We start from the raw sequence: 26,424 nt of genomic DNA, 5'->3' as shown, positions 1-26,424 counted from the left end.
CGGCGACTGTTCCTCCATGACAGTTTTGTAAAGCCCTGGAACAAAGAAGGTTCCTGGCTCAACCGGCAGGCACCGCACAGCGGCAGCGCGATGACGTTCTCATCGCGCGCCAGGAAAGGACGCCGGAGGGCCGGCGTCCTTTCAGCAATGCGTTACTTGCTGGATTGGCCGACGCTCGGCGCCCTGCCGAGGTTCTTGGCCATGTCGAGGTGGTGCTTCAACGCCGGGAGCGTCTTGCCGGCCCAATCCTTGAGCTCGGCATTGTCGCCGCCCTTGGCGTAGCGCTCGAACAGCGACACGGCATCTTCATGCGCGCTGACCTGATAGGAATTGTAGTCCGAGCTGAAATCCTTGCCACTCGCATTCTTGAGCTTGTCGATCTTGCTCTGATGCGAGCTGTCGAGCGCCGTCGGCAGCTTGGCCTGCACCTTGCCATTGCCGACCAGTCCCTTGAGCTCGTTGCTCGTCTTGGTGTGATCGGTGATCATCTGCTGCGCGAAGGCTTTCTCTTCCGCGTTGCCCTTCTGCTGGGCGAGCTTGCTCGATTCGATCTCGAACATGTCGCTGATCGCGACCTGCGTCACGAAGTCCGCGGTCGCAGGCGCAACGCCGAGCGCCGAATTCACGCCGGTCTTTTCGCCCAGCGACTGGGCGAGGGCAGGGCCTGCGAGAACCATGCAGGCAAGAGCGATGATTGTGCGTTTCATGGTCAAATCCTTCCGAAAAGGTCGCGTGGGCGCTTGCCGGCGACGTGCGGCGACCAACACGCCGCCGCGGCCGAGGTTCCTAACGGCTAATCCGCGCGATTCCGTCCGGTGCGCGGATTGATGGGATCTGTCGGCTTGCGTCGAAGCCGTTCGGGCAGGAACGGTTCGGCCGCCGTGGCGGTCGCGTCGGCCCGTACGTCCGCGTGGTGCTGCGCCTGCTCGTGGGAGGTGCGGTTGTCATTGATCCGGCGCTTGACGTCGAGACCGTCGACCGGATCGTTGACGCCGTGCCTGATGTCGCGGAAATCACTCATGGCTCGCCTCATTGCTTTCCTGGCAGGATCGATTCCAGCACCTGCCGCGCTGCTCCCTTGATCATCCCGCTCTCGTTCGGGTCGCCCTTCATCAGGGCGAGCGAGAAGTTCTTCGCCTGCTGCAAGGTGATGTGTGGCGGCAGCGGCGGCACCTCGGGATCGGTTTTCACTTCCAGCACGACGGGCATCTCGCTTGTTAGCGCCTGCTCCCAGGCCGAGCCGAGCAGCTGTGGGCTGTCGACGAAGATGCCGCGCAGGCCTATCAGTTCGGCGAAGCGCGAATAGGAGACGTCGGGAATGCGCTGTGACGCCTCGAACTTGGGATCACCGTTGATGATGCGTTGCTCCCAGGTGACCTGGTTGAGGTCCTCGTTGTTGAAGACGCAGACGACGAAACGTGGGTCCTTCCAGTCGCGCCAATACTTCGCAGCGGTGATCAGCTCGGCCATGTTGTTCATCTGCATGGCGCCGTCCCCGACGAGTGCGATCACGGGGCGGTCCGGATGGGCGTATTTGGCCGCGAGGGCGTAAGGCACAGCAGCACCCATCGAGGCGAGCCCGCCGGAAAGCGAGGCCGTCATGCCGCGCCGCATCTTCAGGTCGCGGGCGAACCAGTTGGCGCATGAGCCGGAATCGCTGGTGATGATGGTGCGGTCCGGCAGGCGCGGTGACAATTCCCAGGCGACGAGCTGCGGATTGACGGGCGCGGCGGGCTGATGCGCGCGGCCATCCAATGTCTTCCACCATGTTGCAACGTCGTCCTGGATGCCCTGGCGCCAGGCCCCGTCGCTCTTGGGTTTCAGCCGCGGCAACAATGCCCGCAGCGTCTCGGCCGCATCTCCGACGAGGCCGACTTCCATGGGAAAGCGGATCGACATCATGCTGGCGTCGATGTCGATCTGCACGCCGCGCGCGCTGCCTTCCTTCGGCAGGAATTCTGCGTAAGGAAAGGCCGAGCCCACCATCAGCAGCGTGTCGCATTCCATCATCATGTTGTAGCTGGGCTCGGTGCCGAGCAGGCCGATCGAGCCGGTGACCCATGGCAGGTCGTCGGGCAGCGCGGCCTTGCCGAGCAGCGCCTTGGCGCAGCCGGCCGACAGGCGGTCGGCGACCGCAATGATCTCGTCGGTGGCGTGAAGCGCGCCGGCGCCGACGAGCATTGCGACCTTCTTGCCGGCATTGAGGATATCAGCGGCGCGGTCGAGATCGACGTCGTGTGGGATGATTCTAGGGGCGCTGTATCCGACGCCCGAGTGCAGCGTGCCGTGCGCGCGGGGCGGGTCCTCGTAAGCCTCCTCCTGCAGGTCGTTGGGCAAGATGATGACGGTAGGAGTCCGCCGCGCCAGTGCGATCCGCACCGACCGATCAATCAGGTGTCGCACCTGCGCGGGCGAGGAGGCCTGCATGACGTAGGCGCCCGCGACGTCCTTGAACATGGAGAGGAGGTCGAGTTCCTGCTGATATTGGCCGCCGAGGGCGTTGCGCGACTGCTGGCCGACAATCGCCAGCACCGGCTGGTGATCGAGTAGCGCGTCGTACAGCCCGGTGACGAGATGCGATGCGCCGGGACCGGAGGTCGCAATGCAAACGCCGAGCTGACCTGAGAATTTTGCGTAAGCGGTTGCCATGAAGGCCGCCATTTCCTCGTGCCGCGCCTGCACGAAGCCGATCTTGCCGCCCGCCCGGTTCATCGCACCGAACACGCCGTTGATGCCGTCGCCGGGATAGCCAAAGATGTGGCGCACGCCCCATTGGTACAGGCGCCCAATGATGAAGTCGGAGACGGTCTGGGACATCGCGGGCGGCTCTCTCTGTTGCGGCCTCGGTAGCCTCAGAGAACCGGCTCTTGGTGGTGATGTTCCCAAAGCTTTTGCGGAATACCCGCCGGAACGATCACTCACCCCTTCCGGTTGATTCATAAATGGCTGAGTGGAGAATGACGATGCTGAATCAGGGCGAACTGGACCGCAACGAGATGGGCCGGCTGATCGGAAGCGACAAGGTCGAGGGAACCGCGGTCTACGGTGCTGATCGCAACAAGATCGGTTCAATCGAACGGGTCATGATCGACAAGATCAGCGGCAAGGTCTCATATGCGGTGCTTGGTTTCGGCGGCTTTCTCGGCCTCGGCAATGATCACTATCCGTTGCCCTGGCAGTCGCTGAAGTACGACACCGAGCTCGGCGGTTACGTGACTGCGATCACCGCCAAGGATCTGGAAGGCGCGCCGAAATACGGTGAGAAGACCGACTGGAACTGGAGTGACGACGCCGCCGTGCGCGGCATCAACTCCTATTACGGTGTTCCCTTCGCTTGAGCTTTGAGGCGCGCCGCCTCGCTCACCCGGCCGCTTCTCTCCGCCCCGGGCCCGCATGCACATGCACCTGCTTGGCATGCAGCACCTCGCCGCATTCCGAGCACACCATTACGGGATCGAACAGCTTGCCGCAGCTCTTGTGCTCGTGCAGCAGCGGGCGGCCGCGCTCGTCGCCCATATGGGCGTCGCCCCAATGCACCATCGCCATGATGATCGGGTAGAGGTCGAGCCCCTTCTGAGTGAGGATGTATTCGTAGCGCTTCGGCGCCTCGGAATAGGGGACGCGGCGCAGGATGCCGAAGCGGACCAGCTTCTTCAGCCGCTCTGAGAGCAGATGGCGTGTGATCTGGAGCGAGGACTGAAACGCCTCGAACCGCCTGACTCGCAAGAAGCACTCGCGCAGGATCAGCAGCGTCCAGCGGTCGCCAATCGCGGCGACGGTGCGCGCAAGCGAGCAGGGCTCTTCCTCCAGCGTGTCCCATTTCATGATGCGGTTCCTCAAGTCGTCAGTCTGAAAAAGGAACTAAGTTGATCGATCAGAGAGATTTTCGCTAGATGCTAACATTCAGCCGCTCAGTTTGACAGTTCTATTTTTGAACTATAGCCTCCGGCACACAAACGCCGCGCGCTCAGCGCGGCCCATGGGAGGAGGCGGTCTTGTCCAAGCGAAACGCCACTGCGGCCGTCATCGGGGCCGGCGATTTCATCGGCGCCGAGATCGCCAAGAAGTTTGCCGCCGAAGGGTTCTCGATTTTCGCCGGCCGCCGCAATGGCGATAAGCTCGCGCCCCTGGTGCAAGAGATCGAAGCCGCCGGTGGTGACATCCACGCCCGCTCGCTCGACGCGCGGAAGGAGGATGAGGTCATCGCCTTCCTCAACGACGCCGACAAGCATGCACCGCTCGAAGTCTGCATCTTCAACGTCGGCGCCAACGTCAATTTCCCGATCCTCGACACCACCGAGCGCGTGTTTCGCAAGGTGTGGGAGATGGCCTGCTATTCCGGCTTCCTCGCGGGCCGTGAGGCCGCGCGGCTGATGCTGCCGCGCGGCGGCGGCAACATCTTCTTCACGGGTGCGACCGCGAGCTTGCGCGGCGGCAGCGGCTATGCCGCCTTCGCCAGCGCCAAGTTCGGCCTGCGCGCGGTCGCGCAGGCGATGGCGCGCGAGCTCGGGCCGAAGAACATCCACGTCGCCCATCTCATCATCGATTCCGGCGTCGACACCGAATGGGTGCGCCAGCGCCGGCTCGAGGTGCTCGGGCCGAATGCGCTCGATAATCCCGACCTCCTGATGCCGCCGTCCTCGGTCGCGAACGCCTATTGGCAGCTTTACCAGCAGCCGAAGAGCGCCTGGACTTTCGAGATGGAGATCCGCCCCTTCGGAGAGAAATGGTGACCGCGGCGAGAAAGTCCGGCTAGACTGAGCTCAACATCAAGCAAATTCCGGGAGGATTTTCAGTGAAGACCGCGATCACCGAACTGTTCGGCATCGAGCACCCGATCATCCAGGGCGGCATGCATTTCGTCGGCTTCGCCGAGCTGGCCGCTGCCGTCTCCAATGCCGGCGGGCTCGGCATCATCACCGGTCTCACGCAGAAGACGCCCGAGCTGCTCGCCAAGGAGATCGCGCGCTGCCGCGACATGACGGACAAGCCGTTCGGCGTCAACCTCACCTTCCTGCCGGCCTTCTCGGCGCCGCCTTATCCAGAATACATCGCGGCCATCGTCGAGGGCGGCATCAAGGCCGTGGAGACCGCGGGCCGCAGCCCGGAAGCCTACATGCCGGCGCTGAAGGCCGCCGGCATCAAGGTCATCCACAAATGCACATCGGTGCGCCACTCGCTGAAGGCCGAGCGCATCGGCTGCGACGCCGTCAGCGTCGACGGCTTCGAGTGCGGCGGCCATCCCGGCGAGGACGACATTCCCAACATGATCCTGCTGCCGCGTGCGGCGGAGGAGTTGAAAATCCCATTCGTCGCCTCCGGCGGCATGGCCGATGGTCGCAGCCTGGTCGCGGCGCTCTCGCTGGGCGCGGCGGGCATGAACATGGGCACGCGCTTCATCGCCACCAAGGAAGCGCCGGTGCACCAGAACGTGAAGGACGCGCTGGTCGCGGCCACCGAGCTCGACACCCGCCTGATCATGCGGGCGTTGCGCAATACCGAGCGCGTCCTGAAGAACGCCAATGTCGACCGCCTGCTCGAGATCGAGCGCGAAAAGGGCGCCAAGCTCACGATCGACGACATCCACGACCAGGTCGCGGGCGTCTATCCCAGGATCATGCTGGACGGCCAGATGGATGCCGGCGCCTGGAGCTGCGGCATGGTCGCGGGCCTGATCCACGACATCCCGTCCTGCAAGGAGCTGATCGATCGCATCATGGCCGAGGCTGAAACCATCATCCGCAGCCGCCTGATGGGGTTCCTGGACGGGACGGACGCTGCGCGAAAGGTCGCCTGACACCGCCAAACTTCTTAACCACGGCGGCATCTGACCGCTGGAATTACGCGCGGCGCCTCCTAGATAGGGATAAATTGCCCCTTTTATAAATCGATTTCAGGAGGCGTCCGTGGTCCTGAAAAGCGTTCCCTTCGCAATTGCCTTTGCCCTCGTGGTCGCAGGGGCCGGTGTTGCGCGCGCCGACGACTACAAGCCGGGCGAATATCTCGGCCTCGATCTATCCAAGGCGGTGCTGTCGCCGAAACGTCTCGGGCCGGAGACGCACTTCGCGCCGGTCGCGCTCGAAGCGCGCGGTGGGAACGAGGCACAGGCACGCGCTGAGCCCGTCGACGTGCCGAAGAAGGTTGCCGCCGAACGCGTTCGTGTGGCCGAGCCGAAGGGCACGCATGCGGCGAGCAGCCAGCCGCGGGGCGCGGCCCGCGCCAAGCTCGCGCACCGCCGCGGCAATCCGCTCGATGCGCAGGCACTGGACACCCGCATCCAGACCTGGCCATGCCGCTCCGGCGGCATCTGCAACTGGAAGCGGTGATCACAGGCGTCATCCCCGCGTCGCAAAACCGTAGGCGCGGAGTCAAGAATCCGTAAGCCGGGAGTCAAGGAGCGCAGGCACCTTCCGTCGAGATTCGACGAAGGTCTCCTGAATGGCAACGCTCCGCGCCTCGCGCGCATGGACCCGGCGGCAGTTTCTGGTCCGCTCCGCTTCCAGTCTCGCCATCGCCGCGCTCGCGAAGCCTCATTTGAGCCGCGCCGCCGATCGGCCGCAGATCGCAGGCGGCATCCAGTCCGGCGATGTCTCCGGCGGCTCCGCGGTGATCTGGGCGCGCGCCGATCGGCCCGCGCGGATGCAGGTGGAATGCTCCACGGTCGAGAGCTTCAAGACCATCATCGCCTCGGCCTCCGGCGATGCGCGGCCCGCCGCCGATCTCACTGCAAAACTCCTGCTGGCGGATCTGCCGCCCGGGCAGGACATCTTCTACCGCGTCCGCTTCGACGACATCGCCACCGGTCTCCTCGGTGAAAGCCGCATCGGCCATTTCCGCACCGCGCCGGCAGCGCGTCAGTCGATCTCGTTTCTGTGGTCCGGCGACACCGCCGGGCAGGGCTGGGGCATCGACGTCTCCCGCGGCGGCTATCGCAGCTATCGCACCATGCTCGACAACAATCCGGATTTCTTCATTCACTGTGGCGATCACATCTACGCGGACTGCACGATCCCTTCCGAGCAGAAGCTGCCGAACGGCGAGACCTGGCGCAACATCGTCACCGAAGAGAAATCGGAGGTGGCGCACACCCTGGCGCAGTTCCGCGGCAACTACAAATACAACCATCTCGACGAGCACTTCCGCGCCTTCCATGCGCAGGTACCGATGTTTGCGCAATGGGACGATCACGAGGTGACCAACGACTGGTCGCCGATCGGGACCTATGACGAGTCCGGACACGAGGACGACGGCACCCCGCGCCTGGTCGCGCGCGCCCGTCGGGCCTTCTTCGACTTCATGCCGATCCGCGACATCGGCGCGCGGCATGGCCGCGTCTATCGCAAGATCGCCTACGGCCCGCTGCTCGACGTCTTCATGATCGACATGCGCAGCTACCGCGACGAGAGCTGGAACAAGGGCGATGATCACCGCGGCTGGATCCTGGGCGCCGAGCAGCTCGCCTGGCTGAAGCGCGAGCTCGCCGCTTCGCGCGCGACTTGGAAGGTGATCGCGGCCGATTTGCCGATCGGCTTGATCAGCCTGGATGCCGTTGCGCTCGGCGATGGGCCGCCCGACCGGCGCGAGCACGAGATCGCGGATCTGCTCGCCTCGATTAAACGTGCCGGCATCCGCAACATCGTCTGGCTCACCGCCGACATGCACTACACCGCCGCGCACTATTACGATCCGAGCAAGGCGCAATTTAGGGATTTCGAGCCGTTCTGGGAGTTCGTCTCCGGCCCGTTGCATGCCGGCAGCTGGGGACCGGGCGAGCTCGACGACACCTTCGGCCCGGTCGCGATGTACCAGCATGGCTGCAGCGCTGCGCAAGGCGAGAATCTCGCGCCCTGCTTCGGCCTGCAATTCTTCGGCAAGGTCGATATCGATGGCCGGACCGGCGTGATGACCGTGACCCTGAAGGACGTCGACAATCGCGACCTCTGGTCGGTCGACATCGTACCGCAGCCGCAGGTGCATCCTTCGCTGGTGGCGCAGCATTGGTGAGGTTGCGGCGCGCCAGTCGTCATGCCCGGGCTTGTCCCGGGCATCCACGTTCTTCGTGCCGCGTGGCAATGCGTGGATGGCCGGGACAAGCCCGGCCATGACGATGGAGAGGCATTGCTAACCCGATCTTGATTGGCCGCCGTGCTCCTCCCGCGCTAGGGTGGGGGTCCCGCCACTTCTTCTCCATCACTCGAAAAGTCTGCTCACGCGACATCGCCGCGCGCATCCGGTGGGCTGAATTGCTCAGGAGCCTGTTAGCATGGATCATCTGAAAACACAGGGCATCAGCATGCCCAAGCTCGGCCTCGGCACCTTTCGCATGCAGGGCGATGCCTGCCGTGTCGCGGTCGAGAGCGCGCTTTCGATCGGCTATCGCCACATCGACACGGCCGAGATGTACGCCAACGAGGAGGCGATCGGTGCGGCCATCGCCGCGTCCGGCGTGCCGCGCGGCGAGCTGCACGTCACCACGAAAGTCTGGCACGAGAACCTCAGCCCCGATGCGATCCGCCGCGCTTTCGACGCCAGCCTTAGGAAGCTCCGGCTCGACCATGTCGACCTCTATCTCGTGCATTGGCCGTCGAAAGCCGCGAACTGGGGCGCGGTGTTCAAGACCCTGATGAAGCTTAAGGAGGAGGGGCGCACGCGCGCCATCGGCGTTGCCAATTTCACCACCGCGCTGCTCAAGGTCGCGGTGGAGGAGATCAAGGCGCCGATCGTCTGCAACCAGGTCGAATATCACGCCATGCTCGATCAATCGAAGTTGCTGGCCTATCTCCAAGCGAGGTCGATTCCGCTGGTTGCCTATTGTCCGCTGGCGCAAGGGCGTTTCGCGAGCGATCCGGTGCTGGCCGACATCGGCGCCCGGCACAATGCCACCGCCGCGCAGGTCGCGTTGAAATGGCTGCTCGACCAGGACGGCGTCGCCGCGATCCCGAAGGCCTCGCGTCGCGAGAGCCAGCAGGCCAATCTCGACGCGCTGAAGATCACGCTCGACGATGCCGACCGCATAAAAATCGCCGCGCTGGCGAAGGACAGACGTTGCGTCAATCCCGGCTTCGCACCGGCATGGGATTAGCTGCAATGACCAAGCAATAGAAATGGCCCCGTGAGGGGCCATTTCCATGTTGCGTTGCGCATTAGTCCCAGTGGTGGTGATGGCGATGGCTGCGCTTGATGACGACGACCTTGTCGCCGCGATGGTGGCGATGCCAGCCATGGCGATGTCCGCGGAATTCGGCGCGGGCGCCGTACGGGCCGTGGTGATGATGATGATAGCCGCCGCTGCGCTTGATCACCACCGTCTCCGCACTTGCGAGTGTCGGCGCCGCGATCACGAGCGCACCGAGAGCCGCAACCACATAACCAAGCTTTTTCATGATGTCCTCCTCCAAACGAATGCACATCTAAACCGCAGATTTGCGCGAACGTTCCGGAGGAGCGGGAAGAGAATTCTGAACGGATGTTCAGACGAAGGCGTGCTAATCGCAGCGCTGCTGCGCGGGCGTCGGCGCACCGCTGGCGACGTATTTGCCGTTCCTGATCGTGTACTCGCCGCGCTCGCTGCGATTGTAGATCGCGCGCAGGCTGCCGTCCTTCTGCAACAGCAACCCGAACTCGCGGGCCTGATGCAACGAGGGGAAGTACACCATGACATTGAGCAGGCCCTCGGCATTGACCGTGGCGGACACCACCTCGTTCTCGTCCCTGGCCTCGCCGAAATTGCGCCGGTACATCACCCGGCCGTCTTTCCGGATTTCGTAAGTCAAGCGCGCGCCCTGGTCGCGGTCGGGCCTACCCGAGCAATCGACCGCCCACGAGCCGAGCAGGCCCCATTGCTCCACGGTCACGGCCAGCGTCTCGGCACCAGCCGTGGAGGTGAACGCGACCCACAGCACCGCAGCCGCGATCCAGCGGCTCGAACAACGCATCATGTCCTGAAAAACCCCGCCTCGAACAATTCCAAAGTCTAGCATCCCGCGCGCGACCCCGCCACGGAAGCCGCCGATCGCCCGCGAATTTGATCCGCGTCAATGAGGTAGGGCGTTTGGAAGGTAAGATGGCGTTTCCCGAAGGCGAACGTGGATAGAGCAATGCTGAATCAAGTCATGGATTTTGCGGGCGAAGTGCTGCCGGGGAGCTGTGCCGTACCGCCTTATTCCGAGGCCGCATTTCTGAGCGAGTTGGGCGATCGGTTGCGGTCCTCACGCATGCGCTGCGATCTGTCGCGCCGGGAGCTCGCCCGCCGCTCGGGGATTTCCGAGCGCTACATCGCCCAGATCGAGGCCGGCAAAGGCAACGTCTCCATCGTCCTGTTGCTGCGGCTGGCTTCCGCGATTCACGGCAGTCAGCCACAGGCGGCGTGAGAAGACGTCCGGACCGGGCCTCAGGCTCGCTTCTCCACATTGGCGCTGCGGGCGGGCACGCCGAACTCCTTGCGGCAGACCTCAGCTAGCACGGCGACGCCATCGCGGATCTGCTGATGCGTGGGGCTGGCAAAGCACAGCCGCAGCCGCGAGGCGGAATGGCCCTTGCTGGTCGACCATTCCGGCCCCGGATTGATCGAGACGCCGGCGGCGAGCGCGGCCTGATACAGCTTCAGCGTATCGACCTGGTCGGGCAGCTTGACCCAGAGGAAGATGCCGCCCTTGGGCTCCTCGAACTCAGCGGCGGTCCCGAACTGCTCGTTGAGCGCTTCCATCAGCGTGTCGAGCTTGCTGCGCAACGCCTTGGTCAGGGCCGGTACGTGGGTTGAAAAATGCGGCTTGCAATAGGTGGCGAGCACCATCTGCTCCAGCGCGCCGGAGCCAGCATCCGTCTTCAGCGCGAGCATCCGTGACATCACCTCCCAGGGCGCCACGACGAAGCCGACGCGCAGCGCCGGCGCGATCGACTTGGAAAACGAGCCGATATGAATCACGCCGCCGCTCTCGCTCATCGCGTAGATCGCGGGCGGCCGCTGCCCCGACCAGATGAGGTCGGCATAGCAATCGTCCTTGAAGATGGGCACGCCATATTCGGTCGCGAGCCGCACCAGCTCGGTGCGGCGGCTCTCGGGCATGATGCTGCCGGTCGGGTTCTGCACCGTCGGAATGGTGTAGATGTATTTCGGCCGGATGCCGCGGCGCTTCAGGTCGGCCAGCGTGGAGGCCAGCAGGTCCATGCGCATGCCGTCCTGGTCGAGCGGAATGCCGACGACGTTGACGCCGAGCCGCGCCAGGCGTGTCAGGGAGCCCTGATAGCTCTCCTGCTCGAAAATCACGGTGTCGCCGCGCGACAGCAGGGTGGCGTTGACGAGGTCGAGCGCCTGGAGCGAGCCGGAGACGATCAGGAGGTCGTCGACCGTGCAGCTGATGCCGGCGTCGCGCTTGAGTTTCGTCACCAGGAATTCGCGCAACGGCAGGTAGCCCTGCGGACCATGCGCCAGACCGTAGGTGGCGAGCGAGCGGCCCTCGCGCCGCAGCACCGTGTCGGCCGCTTCGATCAGCTCATCGAGCGGCACCTGTTCGGAATCGTTGTTGCCGCCGACGAAGCTGTATTTGGCAAGGCCCGTCCAGCGCGCAGACGGGGCCGGCAGCCCTGCTGGAAACAGGGGCGCGAAATCGAAGCTGGACGTCATGGGAGCGTTCCTCGTTTTGTTCTTGTTGAGCGTCGGCTTTGCACCGGGCGCCTTACTTCTTGCCGGCCGTCCTGGTCGGACGGCCCTGACTGATGAAAGCGTAATGCGCGTTGGCGATGCCGCCAACCATTAAGGCTTCGACCACGGATTCTGCGATCTCGCCCGTGGCGGCCCAGTCGACCAGAAAATTGGCGCCGGTCCCGCTGCGCACGTCGTCGGTCGGAATGAAGATCGAGACGGTGGCGAGCGGCCTCAACGCCACCGGCGTCTTCAGATAGCTCTCGACCTGCTTGCCTGCGGTGTCGAAATAGGCGATGCGTTTGATGACCAGCGGCTGGGTCTCGGAGGCGTTGTGTACGCTCAGCGTCACCGAGAAGTCGACACGCAGCTTGCCTTGGCTCATCGCGACGCTGGAATAGGCGGGCACGTAGAAACCGCCGGAGACGGCGAGGTCCTCCTTCGGCGGCGTGGTGAGCGAATCGGCAAAGTTTTGTTCGATACTGATCTTGGATTGCGCGGCGGCGGGCACGGCAAAGGCGAAGGGAGCGAGCAGCATGGCTGCGAAGAGCCCATTCCGCATGTGACGAATTGCTCGCTTGCCGCACCGCAACCCGCCACTAGGGTGCGGCAAAACGGACCAATTTGGCATGCATGAGCTCATTCGCGATATCACACTCTCTATTCTGTTCGCCTGGATGCTGGGGCTTCTCGCCCATTTCTCCCGGCAACCGCTGATCCTGGCCTACCTTATCGCCGGCTTCTGCATAGGTCCATTCGGTGCCGGCTGGGTCCATTCGCAGGAATCGATCAGCGTCATCTCCGAGCTCGGCCTGATCTTCATGCTGTTCATGATCGGGCTCGAGATCGACCTGAAGAAGATCGTTCGGGCGGGGCGGGTGATCCTGTTCGCGGCGGGCAGCCAGCTGCTGGGCGGCTGTCTGCTCGGGCTTTTGTTCTTCGTCGGTATCGGCCTGTCGCTCGGCGGCGGGCATTTCGATGCGGTCTATCTCTGCGTCGCCTGCGCGCTGTCGAGCACGGTCATCATCGTCAAGGTGCTCTACGAGAAGCGCGAGCTCGATACGCTGCCGGGCCGCATCACCCTCGGCATCCTCGTGCTCCAGGACATCTTCGCCATCCTGTTCCTGGCGGTGCAGCCGAGTCTGGCCAATCTGCAGGTCAGCGTCATCCTGCTCTCGATCGGCCGCGTCGCGGTGCTGGTCACGGCCGCGCTGCTGGTCAGCCGCTACGTGCTGCCGCGCCTGTTCCACCAGATCGCCCGGCGGCCCGAGCTGATCCTGCTCGGCGCGCTCGCCTGGTGCTTTCTCGTCGCCGAGACCGCGTATCAACTGTCGCTGTCGCGCGAGATGGGTGCGCTGATCGCCGGCGTCTCGCTCTCGACCTTCCCCTATGCGCTCGATGTCACCGCCAAGGTCACCACGCTGCGCGACTTCTTCATCACGCTGTTCTTCGTCGCGCTCGGCATGACCATTCCCGTGCCCGGCCTCTCGGTGATCAGCCTCGCCTTGATGATCGCGGCGTTCACGGTGGTGAGCCGCCTCGTCACCACCTTCATTCCGCTCTACCTGATGAAGCAGGGCCTCCGCGCCAGCCTGTTGCCGGCGCTCAACCTCGCGCAAATCTCCGAATTCTCGCTGGTGGTGATCCAGACCGGCGTCGCGGACCGCCACATCGCTGCCGAGACGGCGAATGCGGCTTCGTTCGCCTTCGTGGTGCTGGCGGTGCTCTCGACCTTCGTGATGACCCGCAGCGACGAGATCACCCGTTGGGCGATCGGCCCCTTGAAGCGGATCGGCCTGCGCGATCTCGACCATGGCAACGGCCATGCCGAGGAGGGCCACGAGGGCGGCCATGGCGAGGCCCGCCGCATTGTCATCCTCGGCTTTTTCCGTGCGGCGAGCGCGCTGCTGGCCGAGATCGAACGGCAGGCACCGGTGCTGCTCGAGCAGATCACCGTGGTCGATTTCAACCCCAATGTGTACCAGACCCTGCTTTCACGTGGTCTGCACGTGATCTATGGCGACATCAGCAGCGCCGACACGCTGCTCCATGCCGGCGTCGGCAAGTCCGAGATGATCATCCTCAGCGTGCCGGATTCGCTGCTGAAGGGCGCCACCAACGAGAAGCTGGTCCGTCACGTCCGCGCGCTCAATCCGACCGCCCTGATCGTCGCCACGGCCGACCTGTTGGCCGACGTCGGCGCGCTCTACGAGGCCGGCGCCAGCTACGTCACCGTGACCCGACTCAGCGATGCACATGAGCTGTTTACCGTGATCGAAGCCGCCCAGGCCGGCCTGCTCGCGGACAAGCGCGCCGAGCTCGATCAGCGCCTCGGCGAGCGCCGCGAGGTGCTGCCCTGACGGCGTAGGGCCGCCTTCCTTGCAGCCTTCCTTGCGGGCAATCTGCGCCTATATCGCTGGTATGCCCGGTGCAAGCCTGAAACCCATCGGCAGGCCCGCCCTCGGGCATATGTGGTTGCGCTGGGGAGACTAGCGCCCCGACCCAAGTCCGGCTAAGCCTCCCGGCCATAACCGATAGAGATTGGGAAATGCCCGATAGCGTTCAGGAAGTCTTGCAGGCCTTTGCCCGGGGTGAGCTCGTGGTCGTCACCGACGACGAGGACCGCGAGGGCGAGGGCGATCTGATCGTCGCCGCCTCGCTCTGCACCGCCGAGAAGATGGCCTTCATCATCCGCCATACCTCCGGCATCGTCTGCGCGCCCGTGACGACCGAGGACGCGCGCCGGCTGCGGCTCGATCCGATGGTCGCCCACAACGATTCCGCGCACACCACCGCGTTCACGGTCTCGATCGACTACAAGCCCGACGGCGGCACCGGCATCTCCGCCGAGGAGCGCGCCTCGTGCTGCCGCGCGCTCGCCAATCCCAATGTCGGCGCTAACGACTTCGCCCGGCCCGGCCACATCTTCCCGCTGATCGCCAAGGACGGCGGCGTGCTGCTTCGCTCCGGCCACACCGAGGCCGCCGTCGACCTCTGCAAGCTGTCCGGCCTGCCGCCGGTCGGCGTCATCAGCGAACTCATGAACGACGACGGCAGCGTGATGAAGGGCGAGCAGGTCGCGCAATTCGCGGTCAGGCACAAGCTCAAGCACGTCACCATCGCGGACATGATCGCCTACCGCCAGGCGCGCGAGAAGCTGATCGAGCGGGTCTCGACCTTCGTCACGGACAGCCCGATCGGTCCCTTGCAGGGCTATGCCTACCGCTCGCCGTTCGATTCCATCGCTCACGTCGCCTTCGTCTATAACGGGGTCGGCGACGGCAAGAACGTGCTGACGCGCTTCCACAAGCCGAACATCGTCAAGGACACCTTCACCGGCCACAAGCGCATGGCCGCCGTGCTCGAGCATTTCAAGAAGACCGGCCGCGGCGTGCTGGTCTATCTGCGCGACGGCGCGGCCGGCGTGCCCGTTTCGCCGCTGCCGGACGAGACGTCGACGGAGGCCGACCGCAACCGCCAGTGGCGCGAGGTCGGCGTCGGCGCGCAGATCCTGCGCGACCTCGGCGTGACTTCGATCCGGCATCTCACCTCGTCGGTGCACGACTACAAGGGCCTGTCGGGCTTCGGCATCGAGATCGTCGCCAACGAGCAGCTCGAAAGCTGACACGCATTGTCTTTCCCGGTCGCGCTGAAAGCGCCACCCCGGAACGACCGAAGCCAGGATGCAATTGAACTTGTTGCCGCGGCGCTTTACTTTGTCGGGCAATTATCGACGGAACCAGACGCGAAAGGACGTTTCATGAGCGTGCGCCCTCAGGCCAAGGACAAGCCGGCTGCGGCTTCTTTCCAGTGGGACGATCCGTTCCTGCTCGACGAGCAGCTCACCGAAGACGAGCGCATGGTGCGCGACACCGCCCGCGCCTATGCGCAGGACAAGCTGCTGCCGCGCGTCTCCAAGGCCTATCTCGAGGAGAAGACCGACCGTGAGATCTTCAACGAGATGGGCGAGCTCGGCCTGATCGGCATCACGCTGCCGGAAGAATATGGCTGCGCCAATGCGAGCTACGTCGCCTATGGCCTCGTCGCGCGCGAGATCGAGCGGGTCGATTCCGGCTATCGCTCGATGAACTCGGTGCAGTCCTCGCTGGTGATGTACCCGATCTACGCCTATGGCGACGAGAACCAGCGCAAGAAGTACCTGCCCAAGCTCGCCAGCGGCGAGTGGGTCGGCTGCTTCGGCCTGACCGAGCCCGACGCCGGCTCCGATCCGGCCGGCATGAAGACCCGTGCCGAGAAGGTGTCGGACGGCTATCGCCTCACCGGCAGCAAGATGTGGATCTCGAACGCGCCGATCGCCGATGTCTTCGTGGTCTGGGCCAAGTCGGCCGCGCACGACAACCAGATCCGCGGCTTCGTGCTGGAGAAGGGCATGAAGGGCCTGTCCGCGCCGAAGATCGGCGGCAAGCTCTCGCTTCGCGCCTCCATCACCGGTGAGGTCGTGATGGACGGCGTCGTGGTCCCGGAGGACGCCCTGCTGCCCAACGTCTCCGGCCTCAAGGGCCCGTTCGGCTGCCTCAACCGCGCCCGCTACGGCATCTCCTGGGGTGCGCTTGGCGCCGCTGAGGACTGCATGCACCGCGCCCCGTCAATACACGCTCGATCGCAAGCAGTTCGGCAAGCCGCTCGCCGCGACCCAGCTGGTGCAGAAGAAGCTCGCCGACATGGAGACCGAGATCGCCCTCGGCCTGCAGGGCTCGCTTCGCGTCGGCCGCCTGATGGACGAGGGCAAGTTCGCGCCCGAGATGATTTCGATCATGAAGCGCAACAATTGCGGTAAGGCCCTCGACATCGCCCGCACCGCCCGCGACATGCACGGCGGCAACGGCATCTCGATCGAGTATCACGTGATGCGCCACGTCCATAATCTCGAGACGGTCAACACCTACGAGGGCACCCACGACGTCCACGCCCTGATCCTGGGCCGCGCGATCACGGGCATTCAGGCGTTCTTCTAGTCACTGTGTTTTTCCGCCGCGGCTAGCTTGCTCAACTGTCATCGCCCGCGCAGGCGGGCGATCCAGTATCCCAGAGACTTCGCTTTTGTCACTGGCGCTGCGGCGTACTGGATACCCCGCCTTCGCGGGGTATGACGGCGAAGAGTGTGGCACAGGAAGTCCCATGTCCGACAACGACGACGTCCCGTTCAACCGCAACTTTCCGCTGAAGCCCGGCATCGTCGAGGAGGTCCGCCCCGGCGTGCGGCGCGTGCTCTGCAACAATCCGAGCCCGTTCACCTTCACGGGCACGGTCAGCTACATCGTCGGCAAGGGCAATGTCGCGATCATCGATCCCGGTCCAGACGATGCGGCGCATGCGGCGGCGCTGCTCGATGCCGTGCGCGGCGAGACCGTGACGCACATCTTCGTCACCCACACCCATCGCGACCATTCGCCGAACACCGCGCGGATCAAGCAGGCGACGGCTGCGCCGGTCTATGCCGAAGGCCCGCATCGCGCCTCGCGGCCGCGATTCGAGAGCGAGAAGCACAATCCGGAATCCGGCGCCGACCGCGATTTTGCGCCCGACGTCAAGCTGGCGCACGGCGACGTCGTGGAAGGCAACGGCTGGCGGCTCGAGACCGTCGCGACGCCCGGCCACACGGCCAACCATCTGGCATTCGCCTGGCCGGAGCGGAAGTTCAACTTCGTCGGCGATCACGTGATGGGCTGGTCGACCTCGATCGTGGCGCCGCCCGACGGCTCGATGATCGACTACATGGACTCGCTTGACCGGCTCGCCGCCCGCGAGGAGGATCTCTATTTCTCTGGCCATGGCCCCGAGATTCCCGAGGGCCAGCGCTTCGTGCGCTTCCTGATCCGCCACCGCAAGGCACGCGAGGCCTCGATCCTGCACCGCCTCGCCAAGGGCGAGACCGACATCCCGACCATGGTCCGCGCGATCTATATCGGTATCGATCCGCGCCTGACGACAGCTGCCGGCTATTCCGTGCTGGCGCATTTGGAAGATCTGGTCGCCCGCGGCGTGGTGGCGACGGATGGCGATCCCGTGATCGGCGGCACCTATCGGATGGCCTAGGGGCGAATAGCGAATGGGGAATAGCGAATGGGCGGCTCCATTCGCTATTCGCTACTCCCCATTCGCCAAGTCACTTCTTCACCGTCTTCGCCGGCGCCTTGGGCGGCGTCACCGGCGTCTTCTTCACCGGCTTGAGTGCATCGGCGTCGGCGGCGGTGTTGAGGTCGTCGATGAATGTCTTGACGCGTGCGGCGTTGCTGCCGAGGTCGCTGTCGAAATTTCGCGACGCAGAGCGGATATCGACGCGGGAATCATCGCCATCCGGCACGACCCTGATCGAAACGTCCTCGCGGAAACCCATGATCGGCGTGCGCGCCACCGCCTCGATGCGACCGATGCGGCGCGGCGGCTGCGGTGCGCGCTCGTCGATCACGATCCATTTGCGCTTGTGGACGAGCTGAAGCGCGATCGCATAGGCGCGGTCGGCCGAGATCTCGAGCTCGACGGGCTCGATCTCGGGATAGAAATGGCGCTGCTGCTCCGCCGAATAGAGGCCGGCATAGACCGCGGTGTTGGTGCCCTCGCCGGTGCGCAGGCGCGCCAGCGCATCGAAGCGCGGCGGATCGATCGGGTCGGTGGTGATGTCGTAGATCGACGGCAGCTTGCGATATTGAAAGGCCAGATAGGCGGGATAGGCGAGGATCGCCCCGTCGATCAGGAAGGCGAGCAGGATGCGCGCCATGCCGCGCGAGCCGTTCTGCCAGATTGCGGCAAAGCCGGCGAGCCCGAACAGGATCGAGAGGCCGGCGATCGCGAGCCCGCCGATGAACGTCGCCAGCGCCGGCTTGGGCTCCAGGAAATCGAAACGGACGACGATGATCGACACCACCACCGCCAGAACCGCGAATACGGCCAGATTGCGCGCCCAGCTCGCGAGGCTGGACACGGGCTCCGACTGGTAGGGAGCGGAAAACCTGCGGGCCATCGGGTGAGCTCTGCCGGGGTTGGCGATGCCGGCCGATCTGGCGCGACAATGCGCCGTTGAGACCACGGCCGAGGGGCAAATTCAAGGGTCGATCACCCTCTTACCCTGCGCTGGAGGGGGAGGGTCGGCTCACATGGAGCGCAGCGAAGTGTGAGACGGGGTGGGGTGACGGTCTCTCCACATCCGACACTGCCCGAGCGGAGAGATCACCCCACCCCGCTCGCGCTGCGCGCGATCGACCCTCCCCCTCCAGGACCCCTCCAGGGGAGGGTGAGCACCACTGCCTACGCCGCCGCGTTCGGGAACCGGTAATCCCTAAACTGGTCGCGCAGCGCCGTCTTCAGGATCTTGCCGGTGGCGGTGTGCGGAATGCCGTCGACGAAAGCGACGTCGTCGGGCATCCACCATTTGGCGATCTTGCCCTCCATGAACTTCAGGATGTCCTCGCGCGTGGCCTGCTGGCCCTGCTTGAGCTGCACGATCAGCAGCGGCCGCTCGTCCCATTTCGGGTGGAAAACGCCGATCACGGCGGCTTCCGCCACGGCGGGGTGGCCGACCGCGAGGTTTTCGAGGTCGATCGAGGAGATCCACTCGCCGCCGGACTTGATCACGTCCTTGGAGCGGTCGGTGATCCGCATATAGCCGTCCTCGTCGATGGTCGAGACGTCGCCGGTGTCGAAGAAGCCGTCCTCGTCGAGGATGTTGCTGTCGACGCGGTAATAGGCCTTGGCGACGGCGGGACCGGAGACCTTGAGGCGGCCGAAGGTCTTGCCGTCCCAGGGCAGTTCCTTGCCGGCATCGTCGGTGATCTTCATCTGCACGGCGAACGGCGCATAACCCTGCATCTGCAGCACGTCGAGCCTGGCATCGCCGGTCGCATTCTGGAACGGCGGCTTCAGCGCCGCGACGGTGCCGATCGGGCTCATCTCGGTCATGCCCCAGGCATGGCGGACGTTCGAGCCCATGTCGAGGAAGGCCTTGATCATCGAGCGCGGCATTGCCGAGCCGCCGCAGATCACCATCTTCAGATCCGGCAGTTTGAGATTGTTGGCGGTCATGTGCTGGAGCAGCATCAGCCACACCGTCGGCACGCCGGCGGTGTGCGTCACCTTCTCGGTCGAGAGCAGTTCGTAGACCGAGGCGCCGTCGAGCTTGGCGCCCGGCATCACCAGCTTGGTGCCCTGCGAGGGCGCGGAGAAGGCGATGCCCCAGCTGTTGGCATGGAACAGCGGAACGACCGGCAGCATTGTCTCGGACGCACTGGTGCCGAGCGCGTCGACGTTGTTGGCCATCAGCGCGTGCAGCACGTTGGAGCGATGCGAATACAGCACACCCTTGGGATCGCCGGTCGTGCCGGAGGTGTAGCACATCGCCGCCGCCGTGTTCTCGTCAAAGTCCTTCCATTTGAATTTGCCGTCGGCCTGCGCAATCCAGTCCTCGTAGGCGACCGCGTTCTTCAGCGTGGTCTCCGGCATGTGAGCCTTGTCGGTGAGCACGATGTAGCGCTCCACGCTGGGCAGCTTGTCCGCGATCTTCTCCAGGATCGGAATGAACGTGAGATCGGTCATTACGACGCGATCCTGCGCATGATTGATGATCCAGGCGATCTGTTCGGGGAAAAGGCGCGGATTGACGGTATGGCAGATGGCGCCGATCCCCATGATGCCGTACCAGACCTCCAGATGGCGCCAGGTGTTCCAGGCGATCGTTGCGACACGATCGCCGAGCTTGATGCCGTCGCGCTCCAGCATCTGCGAGACCTTGAGCGCGCGCTTGTGGATCTCGGCGTAGTTGGTGCGATGGATCGGTCCCTCGACCGAGCGTGTGACCACCTCCTGCTTGCCATGAATCCTGGCGGCGTGTTCGATGATCCGGTGGCAGAGCAGGGGCCAATCTTGCATCAAACCAAGCATTCCGACGTTCCTCCGAGAAGTCGCTGGGCGCGTTATCGCTCTCAGCGTTGGGCCAAAGAATTGCCATGAGTTTTAGCCTGCCGGACTTTCGTCGCAAATGGTCTTGTCGCGGCTATATGTCCGCCGGGGCGGCAATGGTTACCGCTGCGGCGGGGCTATTGCTGCTCGCCGAAAGGGCAGAGGCGCGGAAATATCCTGCGCCGCTCGATATCTTCAACCTTGGAGCACCGAAGCCCCGCGCAACCGTTCGCGCCGCGAGGATTCCGCTGCCGAAGCCGCGTCCCGAGGAGGCCCCCAAAGCGTCGGATGAGCGGGCGGCGCAGGCAGACGGCAAGCCGTCCCCCGACAAGCCAAGCGCGGACAAGCCCGCCGAGGCCGCGCCGCCGCCCGAGAAGCAGGCCTCGGCCTGCCGGCTGGCGCTGACCGAGGAGATCGCGATCGCGCCGTCCATTCCGGATATCCGCGGCCCCGGCGCCTGCGGCGGCGAGGATCTGGTGCGGCTGGAGGCCATCGTGCTGCCGGACAAGCGCAAGGTGACGGTCAAGCCGGCGGCGATCCTCCGCTGCACCATGGCGTCCGCGCTTGCCGATTGGGTGCGCAAGGACATGGCGCCGCTGGCCACCAGCCTCGGCTCCTCCGTCAGCGAGCTAGACAATTTCGACAGCTTCGAGTGCCGCGGCCGCAACCGCGTGGCCGGCGCGATGCTGTCCGAGCACGGCAAGGCCAATGCCATCGACATCCGCGCCGTCAAGCTCGCCAATGGGCAGTCGATCGGCCTGACCGACCGCACCACCTCGCGCGAGGTGCGCGAGCGCGTGCTGCACTCGGTCTGCACTCGCTTTTCCACCGTGCTCGGCCCGGGTTCGGACTGGTACCACGAGGACCACATCCATCTCGATCTCGTGCAACGGCGCAACGATTACCGGATTTGCCAGTGGAACGTCTGGGATCCGCTGCCTCAGGTCGCACCGCTGCTGCCGGCGGAACGTCCCGAGGAGGCACCGCCGCGCGAGGTCGCGGCCAAGCCCGAGGCAAAGGAGGGCGCCGACGACGGTGGGGCGGAGACGCCTCCTGCGCCTGCCAACAAGCCGGCGGCGGATGGCAACAAAGCCAGATCACACCAGCCGGCAACAAAAAAGCGCCGGTGAAACCGGCGCCTTTGAAAAGCCTCGGGCATGGCCTGCTTAGTAGGGTGAGCTGGAACCGCCCTGGAGCGCGAGGCGCGGCTTGTAGGGCGAATCGCCGTGCTTGGGCTCGAGCACCACGACGAGGGTGCCGAGCTTGACGCGATCATAGAGATCGATCGCGTCCTCGTTGGTCAGGCGGATGCAGCCTGACGAGATCGAGGCGCCGATATATTCCGGCTGGTTGGTGCCGTGGATGCGGAACAGCGTGTCCTTGCCCCCAGAATGAAGGTACAGGGCGCGGGAGCCCATCGGATTGTCCGGTCCGGGTGCGACATAGGTCGGCACGCCCAAGCGCGAGATTTCGCCGGGGGTGGGGTGCCAGGCCGGCCACTCGGTCTTGCTGGCCACCTTGGCGATGCCCGACCAGGCCATAGCTTCTTCGCCGACGGTGATGCCGTAGCGGATCGCCTTGCCGCCCTCCAGCACGTAATAGAGGTAATGGTTGTCGGAATCGACCACGATCGAGCCCGGCGCTTCCTTGCGGTGGAATTCGACAATGGCGCGGCGGAACGGTTCTGCGACCGCGGTATTCTCGTATTTCACCTTGGCAAGGAGCTCTTTATCCTTAGGCTTGAACGCCTTGGTGTCCGTCGCCTCGTAGCGCGTGGTGGCCTGCATGCAGCCCGACAGCAGCAGGCCAGCGGCCAAAATCCCAAAAATAATTCTCAGCGACGACATGGTTTGGTTCCAATCAAAACAATACCGTGCGGAAGGGACCTGAGCGTAGCGCTCAAGTTCCTCGACTCCGTTAAGCCCATTATGGTTGAAATCTGCCACAATTCCAGCGCTGAAGCCGTTTTCCAGGGCTGTAAGACCGCAGCTGTGGCTTTTCTGCCGCAAATTTGGGGGTGTCGTGCGGGTTTTTTTGGTAAGACGCGCCAGACTGTTCCTCCGGCGCCACAGTTAAGCCTTGGGGCCGCCGCGGATCTAAACGCTCCGTTAATGTTGTTGTCATCGTGAACCTGTCAGAATCGCGCTAAGGGCTGTCGTTCTGTCGCAGGATCTCTGGAGCTTTTGATGTTTTCGGTGTTCGTTCCCTCCGAGACCTCCCTCAAGAAGGCGGTTGTCGAGGATCTCACAGCGCTGCCGGAGAACGCAGTCTGGATCGACCTCGTCAACCCCTCGGCTGCCGAGGACAAGGCGGTCGAGCGGCTGGCGGGCATCGCCATCCCGACCCGGGAAGACATGCAGGAGATCGAGATCTCCAGTCGCCTCTATATGGAGAACGGCGCGCGCTACATGACCGCGACGCTGATGTGCCACTCCGATACCGACATGCCACGAACCACGGCGGTGACCTTCATCCTCGGCGATCACCGCCTGGTGACGGTCCGCTACGACCTGCCCAAGCCCTTTGCGCTGGTCGAGGCCAAGCTCGCCCGCTTCTGCACGCCCTCGATCACCGGCGAGATGGTGCTGATGGAGCTCCTGGACGCCGTGATCGACCGCTGCGCCGACATTCTGGAGCGCTGCGGCGCCGAGATCGACCAGGTCTCGCACGAGATCTTCGAGCCGGAGAGCGAGCGCCACGGCCACGCCAAGCGATATTCCCAGATCCTGATCTCGATCGGCCGCAAGGGCGATTTGACCTCGAAGGTTCGCGAGAGCCTGGTGTCGATCGGCCGCGTCGTGACGTTCCTGTCCGCCGTGGTCGAGGGCGTGAAGTGGTCGAAGGACATGCGCGAGCAGCTCAAGACCATGCAGCGCGACGTCGCCTCGCTGACCGATCACGCCTCCTATCTCTCCAGCAAGATCACCTTCGTGCTCGACGCCATGCTCGGCGTCGTCAATCTCGAGCAGAACAACATCATCAAGCTGTTTTCGGTCATGGCCGTTGTCCTGATGCCGCCGACCCTGATCGCCTCGATCTACGGCATGAACTTCAAGGTGATGCCGGAACTCGAATGGGTGCACGGCTACCCGATGGCGCTGGTGATGATGCTGATCGCGGCCATCGTCCCGTACTGGATCTTCAAGTGGAAGAAGTGGCTGTAGGAATCGTGCGCGAGCAAAGATACCTACCGAGACCTTACGCCGCTCGCATAGACACGATGAATCGTGTCGCAGAATCGATCGGGATTGCGGCGACGCGGTGACGCGTGTGTCATGCCGCAATTCCTCCGGTAAAATTTGAGCGGTGGGCTGAACGTTTGCGCGAAACTTGTCTGCGATAAGCAGGGCGTAGCCGCGAGGAACAGCCATGGTTGAGAAACACATAACGTCGCCCCGCAACGTCATCGATCTGGCGAACTACCGTCAGGCGATGACGAGCGGCAAGGCGCCGTCGATGTCGGCACGCATGTGCCGGCACTGTGGTGCTCCGCTGCTCGATGGTGAGAACGACGACGACTGCTCGACTGCATTCAGCACGGCCGCTCCGCGGCCGCGCAAGCGGTCACGTCGGATTCGACTCGATTGAGGAACGGAAGGTAAGGGCGATCCAGGCCTTGCGGCGGCGTTGTCTGGATCGCCTTGCTTCCCTGAGCGGCCATTTCCACTTCCGTCATTGCGAGGAGCGAAGCGACGAAGCAATCCGGACTGTCTCTGCGGAGGCAGTCTGGATTGCTTCGCTTTCGCTCGCAATGACAGTGCCCGTCTACACGTGCTGGCCGCCGTTGATGTGGATCTCGGCGCCGTTGACGTAGGAGCTGGTGTCCGTGCACAGCACGTAGATGATCTTTGCCACTTCGTCGGGCGTGCCGAGGCGGTGCATCGGGATCTGCTGCTCCACGATTTTGTCGGTGCCCGGCGACAGGATCGAGGTGTCGATCTCGCCCGGCGCGATCGCGTTGACGCGCACGCCGACGCGGCCGAAGTCCGAGGCCATTTCGCGTGTCAGCGAAGCCAATGCGGCCTTCGAGGTGGCATAGGCGGCGCCGGCGAAGGGGTGCACGCGCGAGCCCGCGATCGAGGTGACGTTCACCACCGAGCCCTTTGCCGCCTTCAATTCCTCGATCAGCCCGCGCGCCATCATGATCGGCGCGAAGAAGTTGACGTGGAAGACGTGCGTCCAGGTCTCGAGGTCGGTGTCGACCGAGCCGAGCCGGGAGCCGCCCGGGCCCTTTGGCGAGATCGCGGCGTTGTTGACCAGGGCATGCAGCATGCCGCCCTCGAGCCGGTTGCGGATCTCCGAGATCGCGCGCGCGGTGTCCTGGGGATCGCCGAGGTCGACCTGGATGTGGTCCTCCGGCCCGGCGTCCCAGGGGCAGTCCTCGGGGAAAGGGTGCCGCGAGCAGGTGATGACGCGCCAGCCGGCCGAGGAGAAACGGATCACGGTGGCGTGGCCGATGCCGCGGCTGGCTCCGGTCAGGAGCAGCGTACGGCGCGGCGCATTGGACGAATGCGGCATGGACATCTTTCAGGTCGGCCCAAAGCTTACGGATACATTCGCGTCTTGGACCACGGTTGGCCCGCGGCGTCACGGCGAAATTCGATGCGGTCGTGCAGGCGGAACGGGCGGTCGTGCCAGAACTCGATCCGCAACGGCGTGATGCGCCAGCCACTCCAGCCCGGCGGCCGCGGCACTTCGCCGATGACGTATTTGGCCGCGACCTTGGCGATGGCCTGCTCGAACGCGAAGCGGCTCTCCAGCTCTTGCGATTGCTTGCTCGCCCAGGCGCCGATCTGGGCCTGCTTCGGTCGGGTCGCGAAATAAGCGTCGGCCTCGGCGTCGGTCACCGGCGTCACGTTGCCGCGGATGCGGACCTGACGGCGCAGCGACTTCCAGTGAAAAAGTAACGCTGCCTTAGGATTTGCGGCGAGTTCGCGGCCCTTCTGGCTGGCGATATGGCTGTAGAAGACGAAACCCTCGGTATCGAAGCCCTTCATCAGCACCATGCGCACATCAGGCAGCCCGTCGGGATCGACCGTTGCGAGCGCCATGGCGTTCGGATCGTTCGGCTCGCTCTTGACCGCTTCGTTCAGCCAGGCCTCGAACAACGCAAATGGCTCGTCGGCGGCGGTGAAATCACCGGATGTTAAGGGTGTCTGGTGTTTCATCGAGGTCGTGTCGGTCATGTCCGGAGTCCGAGTTGCGTCCCGCGGCCCAAAACGCGTTGTTGTCCGCTACCGCCCTATATAGGGCATGGGGACGCGTTGGCCTATCGGCGATCCGGCCGTCCGGCTTCGTCATGACGATGATTCTGATCGGGCTTGGTGCCGGCGGCTGCAGCTTTTCCCGCAACGACGGCAGCGCCTATGCCAAGGCCGAGGACAGCGACCTCACCGGCTCGATCGCGCGGCCGGCGAAGGACGCTCCCCCGACCGAGACCGATCTCGCCTTCACCCGCAATGCCGCCTCCGACGTCCTCAGCAAGGGCGACAAGGATTCCAGCCAGCATTGGGAGAATCCGGAGACCGGGGCGCGCGGCTCGGTGACGCCCATCGCCCAGTCCTACGCCGCCGAGGACGGGCGCAAATGCCGCGACTTCCTGGCGAGCTACGTCAACGGCAATACCGAAAGCTGGCTCCAGGGCGCCGGCTGCCAAAGCGGCCGTGGCCGTTGGGAGATTCATACGCTAAAGCCGTGGCGGAGCTGAGCATGATCCGGAAACGTGGGAACCGGTTTTCCGATCAGACCATGCTCCAAAGATAGAGCTTCAGCTCGCGTTCCTAGTTGCAAAAATGCCACTCTCTTCCCACATCACCCGCAGGTGGGGCGGGGAGCCCTTTGAACAATTCGATTTCTTGAAGGAGACGTGA

General features: G+C 64.4%; 27 protein-coding genes and 1 pseudogene. 15 read left to right on the top strand and 13 right to left on the bottom strand.

Annotated features, from left to right (window positions below; all coding sequences use genetic code 11):
* Positions 1–152 precede the first annotated feature (152 nt).
* The 3 genes from ABIA45_RS17160 to ABIA45_RS17150 form a co-directional block, all read right to left on the bottom strand.
* Entirely contained in the window at positions 153–707 is a 555-nt protein-coding gene (locus ABIA45_RS17160; protein WP_271542542.1) for a DUF4142 domain-containing protein, read from the bottom strand.
* Between the two features lie 86 nt (positions 708–793).
* The gene (locus ABIA45_RS17155; RefSeq protein WP_157286961.1) at positions 794–1,021 is read right to left on the bottom strand and encodes a hypothetical protein; all 228 of its coding nucleotides are present in this window, start codon (positions 1,019–1,021) and stop codon (positions 794–796) included.
* An 8-nt stretch (positions 1,022–1,029) separates the two neighbouring features.
* Positions 1,030–2,817 carry a thiamine pyrophosphate-requiring protein gene (locus ABIA45_RS17150; protein WP_404652916.1) on the bottom strand — a complete coding sequence of 596 codons (1,788 nt, stop codon included), beginning with the start codon at positions 2,815–2,817 and terminating at the stop codon, positions 1,030–1,032.
* A gap of 146 nt (positions 2,818–2,963) precedes the next feature.
* On the opposite strand from ABIA45_RS17150, the gene ABIA45_RS17145 reads away from it, so the two are divergent.
* Positions 2,964–3,338 (top strand): PRC-barrel domain-containing protein, encoded by a 375-nt coding sequence (locus ABIA45_RS17145; RefSeq protein ID WP_157287000.1) that lies wholly within the window; start codon positions 2,964–2,966, stop codon positions 3,336–3,338.
* A gap of 22 nt (positions 3,339–3,360) precedes the next feature.
* Here the strand turns inward: ABIA45_RS17145 and ABIA45_RS17140 are convergent, their stop codons facing one another.
* Positions 3,361–3,825, bottom strand: coding sequence for a helix-turn-helix domain-containing protein (locus tag ABIA45_RS17140; protein WP_275496906.1), 465 nt, complete (start codon positions 3,823–3,825; stop codon positions 3,361–3,363).
* A 170-nt stretch (positions 3,826–3,995) separates the two neighbouring features.
* On the opposite strand from ABIA45_RS17140, the gene ABIA45_RS17135 reads away from it, so the two are divergent.
* From ABIA45_RS17135 to ABIA45_RS17115, 5 genes are all read left to right on the top strand, one after another.
* On the top strand, positions 3,996–4,733 hold the full coding sequence (locus tag ABIA45_RS17135) for an SDR family oxidoreductase (protein WP_404652915.1): 738 nt from the start codon (positions 3,996–3,998) through the stop codon (positions 4,731–4,733).
* 62 nt (positions 4,734–4,795) lie between these two features.
* The gene (locus tag ABIA45_RS17130; RefSeq protein ID WP_275508739.1) at positions 4,796–5,797 is read left to right on the top strand and encodes a nitronate monooxygenase family protein; all 1,002 of its coding nucleotides are present in this window, start codon (positions 4,796–4,798) and stop codon (positions 5,795–5,797) included.
* A 109-nt stretch (positions 5,798–5,906) separates the two neighbouring features.
* A complete protein-coding gene (locus tag ABIA45_RS17125; protein WP_271542532.1) occupies positions 5,907–6,326 on the top strand; it encodes a hypothetical protein in 420 nt (139 codons plus the stop codon).
* A 112-nt stretch (positions 6,327–6,438) separates the two neighbouring features.
* Positions 6,439–8,004, top strand: a complete 1,566-nt coding sequence (locus ABIA45_RS17120; RefSeq protein WP_404652914.1) for an alkaline phosphatase D family protein — start codon at positions 6,439–6,441, stop codon at positions 8,002–8,004.
* 259 nt (positions 8,005–8,263) lie between these two features.
* On the top strand, positions 8,264–9,082 hold the full coding sequence (locus ABIA45_RS17115; protein WP_404652912.1) for an aldo/keto reductase: 819 nt from the start codon (positions 8,264–8,266) through the stop codon (positions 9,080–9,082).
* Between the two features lie 61 nt (positions 9,083–9,143).
* Here ABIA45_RS17115 and ABIA45_RS17110 read toward each other — a convergent pair whose 3' ends face one another.
* Entirely contained in the window at positions 9,144–9,383 is a 240-nt protein-coding gene (locus ABIA45_RS17110) for a hypothetical protein (RefSeq protein WP_157286955.1), read from the bottom strand.
* 102 nt (positions 9,384–9,485) lie between these two features.
* A complete protein-coding gene (locus ABIA45_RS17105) occupies positions 9,486–9,938 on the bottom strand; it encodes a hypothetical protein (protein ID WP_404652911.1) in 453 nt (150 codons plus the stop codon).
* Positions 9,939–10,097: 159 nt separating this feature from the next.
* On the opposite strand from ABIA45_RS17105, the gene ABIA45_RS17100 reads away from it, so the two are divergent.
* Entirely contained in the window at positions 10,098–10,370 is a 273-nt protein-coding gene (locus tag ABIA45_RS17100) for a helix-turn-helix domain-containing protein (RefSeq protein WP_036031024.1), read from the top strand.
* Between the two features lie 20 nt (positions 10,371–10,390).
* On the opposite strand, the gene ABIA45_RS17095 is transcribed toward ABIA45_RS17100, so the two are convergent.
* Both ABIA45_RS17095 and ABIA45_RS17090 read right to left on the bottom strand, forming a co-directional pair.
* On the bottom strand, positions 10,391–11,623 hold the full coding sequence (locus ABIA45_RS17095; protein ID WP_404652909.1) for a PLP-dependent aminotransferase family protein: 1,233 nt from the start codon (positions 11,621–11,623) through the stop codon (positions 10,391–10,393).
* Between the two features lie 52 nt (positions 11,624–11,675).
* Positions 11,676–12,203 (bottom strand): DUF3124 domain-containing protein, encoded by a 528-nt coding sequence (locus ABIA45_RS17090; RefSeq protein ID WP_275508743.1) that lies wholly within the window; start codon positions 12,201–12,203, stop codon positions 11,676–11,678.
* A gap of 67 nt (positions 12,204–12,270) precedes the next feature.
* On the opposite strand from ABIA45_RS17090, the gene ABIA45_RS17085 reads away from it, so the two are divergent.
* From ABIA45_RS17085 to ABIA45_RS17070, 4 genes and pseudogenes are all read left to right on the top strand, one after another.
* Positions 12,271–14,001 (top strand): cation:proton antiporter, encoded by a 1,731-nt coding sequence (locus tag ABIA45_RS17085; RefSeq protein ID WP_157286950.1) that lies wholly within the window; start codon positions 12,271–12,273, stop codon positions 13,999–14,001.
* A gap of 188 nt (positions 14,002–14,189) precedes the next feature.
* Complete coding sequence (ribB, locus tag ABIA45_RS17080; protein ID WP_036004011.1) at positions 14,190–15,266, top strand: 3,4-dihydroxy-2-butanone-4-phosphate synthase; 1,077 nt, start codon at positions 14,190–14,192, stop codon at positions 15,264–15,266.
* A 135-nt stretch (positions 15,267–15,401) separates the two neighbouring features.
* Positions 15,402–16,617 (top strand): annotated as a pseudogene (locus tag ABIA45_RS17075) (acyl-CoA dehydrogenase).
* A 163-nt stretch (positions 16,618–16,780) separates the two neighbouring features.
* Entirely contained in the window at positions 16,781–17,698 is a 918-nt protein-coding gene (locus tag ABIA45_RS17070) for an MBL fold metallo-hydrolase (protein WP_404543037.1), read from the top strand.
* Positions 17,699–17,768: 70 nt separating this feature from the next.
* Here the strand turns inward: ABIA45_RS17070 and ABIA45_RS17065 are convergent, their stop codons facing one another.
* Together ABIA45_RS17065 and ABIA45_RS17060 are read right to left on the bottom strand one after the other, a co-directional pair.
* The gene (locus tag ABIA45_RS17065) at positions 17,769–18,623 is read right to left on the bottom strand and encodes a DUF1499 domain-containing protein (protein WP_404543036.1); all 855 of its coding nucleotides are present in this window, start codon (positions 18,621–18,623) and stop codon (positions 17,769–17,771) included.
* A 284-nt stretch (positions 18,624–18,907) separates the two neighbouring features.
* Positions 18,908–20,536, bottom strand: a complete 1,629-nt coding sequence (locus tag ABIA45_RS17060; protein WP_271542512.1) for a fatty-acid--CoA ligase — start codon at positions 20,534–20,536, stop codon at positions 18,908–18,910.
* Positions 20,537–20,601: 65 nt separating this feature from the next.
* On the opposite strand from ABIA45_RS17060, the gene ABIA45_RS17055 reads away from it, so the two are divergent.
* Positions 20,602–21,684: an extensin family protein gene (locus ABIA45_RS17055; RefSeq protein WP_404652906.1), complete on the top strand. Its 1,083-nt coding sequence runs from the start codon at positions 20,602–20,604 to the stop codon at positions 21,682–21,684.
* A 36-nt stretch (positions 21,685–21,720) separates the two neighbouring features.
* On the opposite strand, the gene ABIA45_RS17050 is transcribed toward ABIA45_RS17055, so the two are convergent.
* Positions 21,721–22,401 carry a L,D-transpeptidase gene (locus ABIA45_RS17050; protein ID WP_157284789.1) on the bottom strand — a complete coding sequence of 227 codons (681 nt, stop codon included), beginning with the start codon at positions 22,399–22,401 and terminating at the stop codon, positions 21,721–21,723.
* 339 nt (positions 22,402–22,740) lie between these two features.
* On the opposite strand from ABIA45_RS17050, the gene ABIA45_RS17045 reads away from it, so the two are divergent.
* Positions 22,741–23,718 carry a magnesium transporter CorA family protein gene (locus ABIA45_RS17045; RefSeq protein ID WP_404652904.1) on the top strand — a complete coding sequence of 326 codons (978 nt, stop codon included), beginning with the start codon at positions 22,741–22,743 and terminating at the stop codon, positions 23,716–23,718.
* 205 nt (positions 23,719–23,923) lie between these two features.
* Positions 23,924–24,142: a hypothetical protein gene (locus ABIA45_RS17040; protein ID WP_271542507.1), complete on the top strand. Its 219-nt coding sequence runs from the start codon at positions 23,924–23,926 to the stop codon at positions 24,140–24,142.
* Positions 24,143–24,319: 177 nt separating this feature from the next.
* Here ABIA45_RS17040 and ABIA45_RS17035 read toward each other — a convergent pair whose 3' ends face one another.
* Together ABIA45_RS17035 and pdxH are read right to left on the bottom strand one after the other, a co-directional pair.
* Positions 24,320–25,072: an SDR family NAD(P)-dependent oxidoreductase gene (locus ABIA45_RS17035; protein ID WP_271542505.1), complete on the bottom strand. Its 753-nt coding sequence runs from the start codon at positions 25,070–25,072 to the stop codon at positions 24,320–24,322.
* Between the two features lie 26 nt (positions 25,073–25,098).
* Positions 25,099–25,740 (bottom strand): pyridoxamine 5'-phosphate oxidase, encoded by a 642-nt coding sequence (gene pdxH / locus ABIA45_RS17030; protein WP_271542503.1) that lies wholly within the window; start codon positions 25,738–25,740, stop codon positions 25,099–25,101.
* Positions 25,741–25,853: 113 nt separating this feature from the next.
* Here pdxH and ABIA45_RS17025 point away from each other — a divergent pair, with 113 nt between their 5' ends.
* Positions 25,854–26,261 (top strand): RT0821/Lpp0805 family surface protein, encoded by a 408-nt coding sequence (locus ABIA45_RS17025; protein ID WP_036004044.1) that lies wholly within the window; start codon positions 25,854–25,856, stop codon positions 26,259–26,261.
* Positions 26,262–26,424 lie beyond the last annotated feature (163 nt).

This window comes from Bradyrhizobium sp. USDA 336 (genome assembly GCF_044908355.1).
Lineage (GTDB): Bacteria > Pseudomonadota > Alphaproteobacteria > Rhizobiales > Xanthobacteraceae > Bradyrhizobium > Bradyrhizobium yuanmingense.
The sequence above is the reverse complement of the archived record's forward strand: the minus strand, read 5'-3'. Positions and strand labels throughout refer to the sequence as shown.

What these genes read in the sequence shown, in the direction of transcription:
- ABIA45_RS17160 (WP_271542542.1), bottom strand. Translation starts at nt 707, where the DNA reads ATGAAACGCACAATCATCGCTCTTGCCTGCATGGTTCTCGCAGGCCCT.
- ABIA45_RS17155 (WP_157286961.1), bottom strand. Translation starts at nt 1,021, where the DNA reads ATGAGTGATTTCCGCGACATCAGGCACGGCGTCAACGATCCGGTCGAC.
- ABIA45_RS17150 (WP_404652916.1), bottom strand. Translation starts at nt 2,817, where the DNA reads ATGTCCCAGACCGTCTCCGACTTCATCATTGGGCGCCTGTACCAATGG.
- ABIA45_RS17145 (WP_157287000.1), top strand. Translation starts at nt 2,964, where the DNA reads ATGCTGAATCAGGGCGAACTGGACCGCAACGAGATGGGCCGGCTGATC.
- ABIA45_RS17140 (WP_275496906.1), bottom strand. Translation starts at nt 3,825, where the DNA reads ATGAAATGGGACACGCTGGAGGAAGAGCCCTGCTCGCTTGCGCGCACC.
- ABIA45_RS17120 (WP_404652914.1), top strand. Translation starts at nt 6,439, where the DNA reads ATGGCAACGCTCCGCGCCTCGCGCGCATGGACCCGGCGGCAGTTTCTG.
- ABIA45_RS17115 (WP_404652912.1), top strand. Translation starts at nt 8,264, where the DNA reads ATGGATCATCTGAAAACACAGGGCATCAGCATGCCCAAGCTCGGCCTC.
- ABIA45_RS17110 (WP_157286955.1), bottom strand. Translation starts at nt 9,383, where the DNA reads ATGAAAAAGCTTGGTTATGTGGTTGCGGCTCTCGGTGCGCTCGTGATC.
- ABIA45_RS17105 (WP_404652911.1), bottom strand. Translation starts at nt 9,938, where the DNA reads ATGATGCGTTGTTCGAGCCGCTGGATCGCGGCTGCGGTGCTGTGGGTC.
- ABIA45_RS17100 (WP_036031024.1), top strand. Translation starts at nt 10,098, where the DNA reads ATGCTGAATCAAGTCATGGATTTTGCGGGCGAAGTGCTGCCGGGGAGC.
- ABIA45_RS17095 (WP_404652909.1), bottom strand. Translation starts at nt 11,623, where the DNA reads ATGACGTCCAGCTTCGATTTCGCGCCCCTGTTTCCAGCAGGGCTGCCG.
- ABIA45_RS17090 (WP_275508743.1), bottom strand. Translation starts at nt 12,203, where the DNA reads ATGCGGAATGGGCTCTTCGCAGCCATGCTGCTCGCTCCCTTCGCCTTT.
- ABIA45_RS17085 (WP_157286950.1), top strand. Translation starts at nt 12,271, where the DNA reads ATGCATGAGCTCATTCGCGATATCACACTCTCTATTCTGTTCGCCTGG.
- ribB (WP_036004011.1), top strand. Translation starts at nt 14,190, where the DNA reads ATGCCCGATAGCGTTCAGGAAGTCTTGCAGGCCTTTGCCCGGGGTGAG.
- ABIA45_RS17070 (WP_404543037.1), top strand. Translation starts at nt 16,781, where the DNA reads ATGTCCGACAACGACGACGTCCCGTTCAACCGCAACTTTCCGCTGAAG.
- ABIA45_RS17065 (WP_404543036.1), bottom strand. Translation starts at nt 18,623, where the DNA reads ATGGCCCGCAGGTTTTCCGCTCCCTACCAGTCGGAGCCCGTGTCCAGC.
- ABIA45_RS17060 (WP_271542512.1), bottom strand. Translation starts at nt 20,536, where the DNA reads ATGCTTGGTTTGATGCAAGATTGGCCCCTGCTCTGCCACCGGATCATC.
- ABIA45_RS17055 (WP_404652906.1), top strand. Translation starts at nt 20,602, where the DNA reads ATGAGTTTTAGCCTGCCGGACTTTCGTCGCAAATGGTCTTGTCGCGGC.
- ABIA45_RS17050 (WP_157284789.1), bottom strand. Translation starts at nt 22,401, where the DNA reads ATGTCGTCGCTGAGAATTATTTTTGGGATTTTGGCCGCTGGCCTGCTG.
- ABIA45_RS17045 (WP_404652904.1), top strand. Translation starts at nt 22,741, where the DNA reads ATGTTTTCGGTGTTCGTTCCCTCCGAGACCTCCCTCAAGAAGGCGGTT.
- ABIA45_RS17040 (WP_271542507.1), top strand. Translation starts at nt 23,924, where the DNA reads ATGGTTGAGAAACACATAACGTCGCCCCGCAACGTCATCGATCTGGCG.
- ABIA45_RS17035 (WP_271542505.1), bottom strand. Translation starts at nt 25,072, where the DNA reads ATGCCGCATTCGTCCAATGCGCCGCGCCGTACGCTGCTCCTGACCGGA.
- pdxH (WP_271542503.1), bottom strand. Translation starts at nt 25,740, where the DNA reads ATGACCGACACGACCTCGATGAAACACCAGACACCCTTAACATCCGGT.
- ABIA45_RS17025 (WP_036004044.1), top strand. Translation starts at nt 25,854, where the DNA reads ATGACGATGATTCTGATCGGGCTTGGTGCCGGCGGCTGCAGCTTTTCC.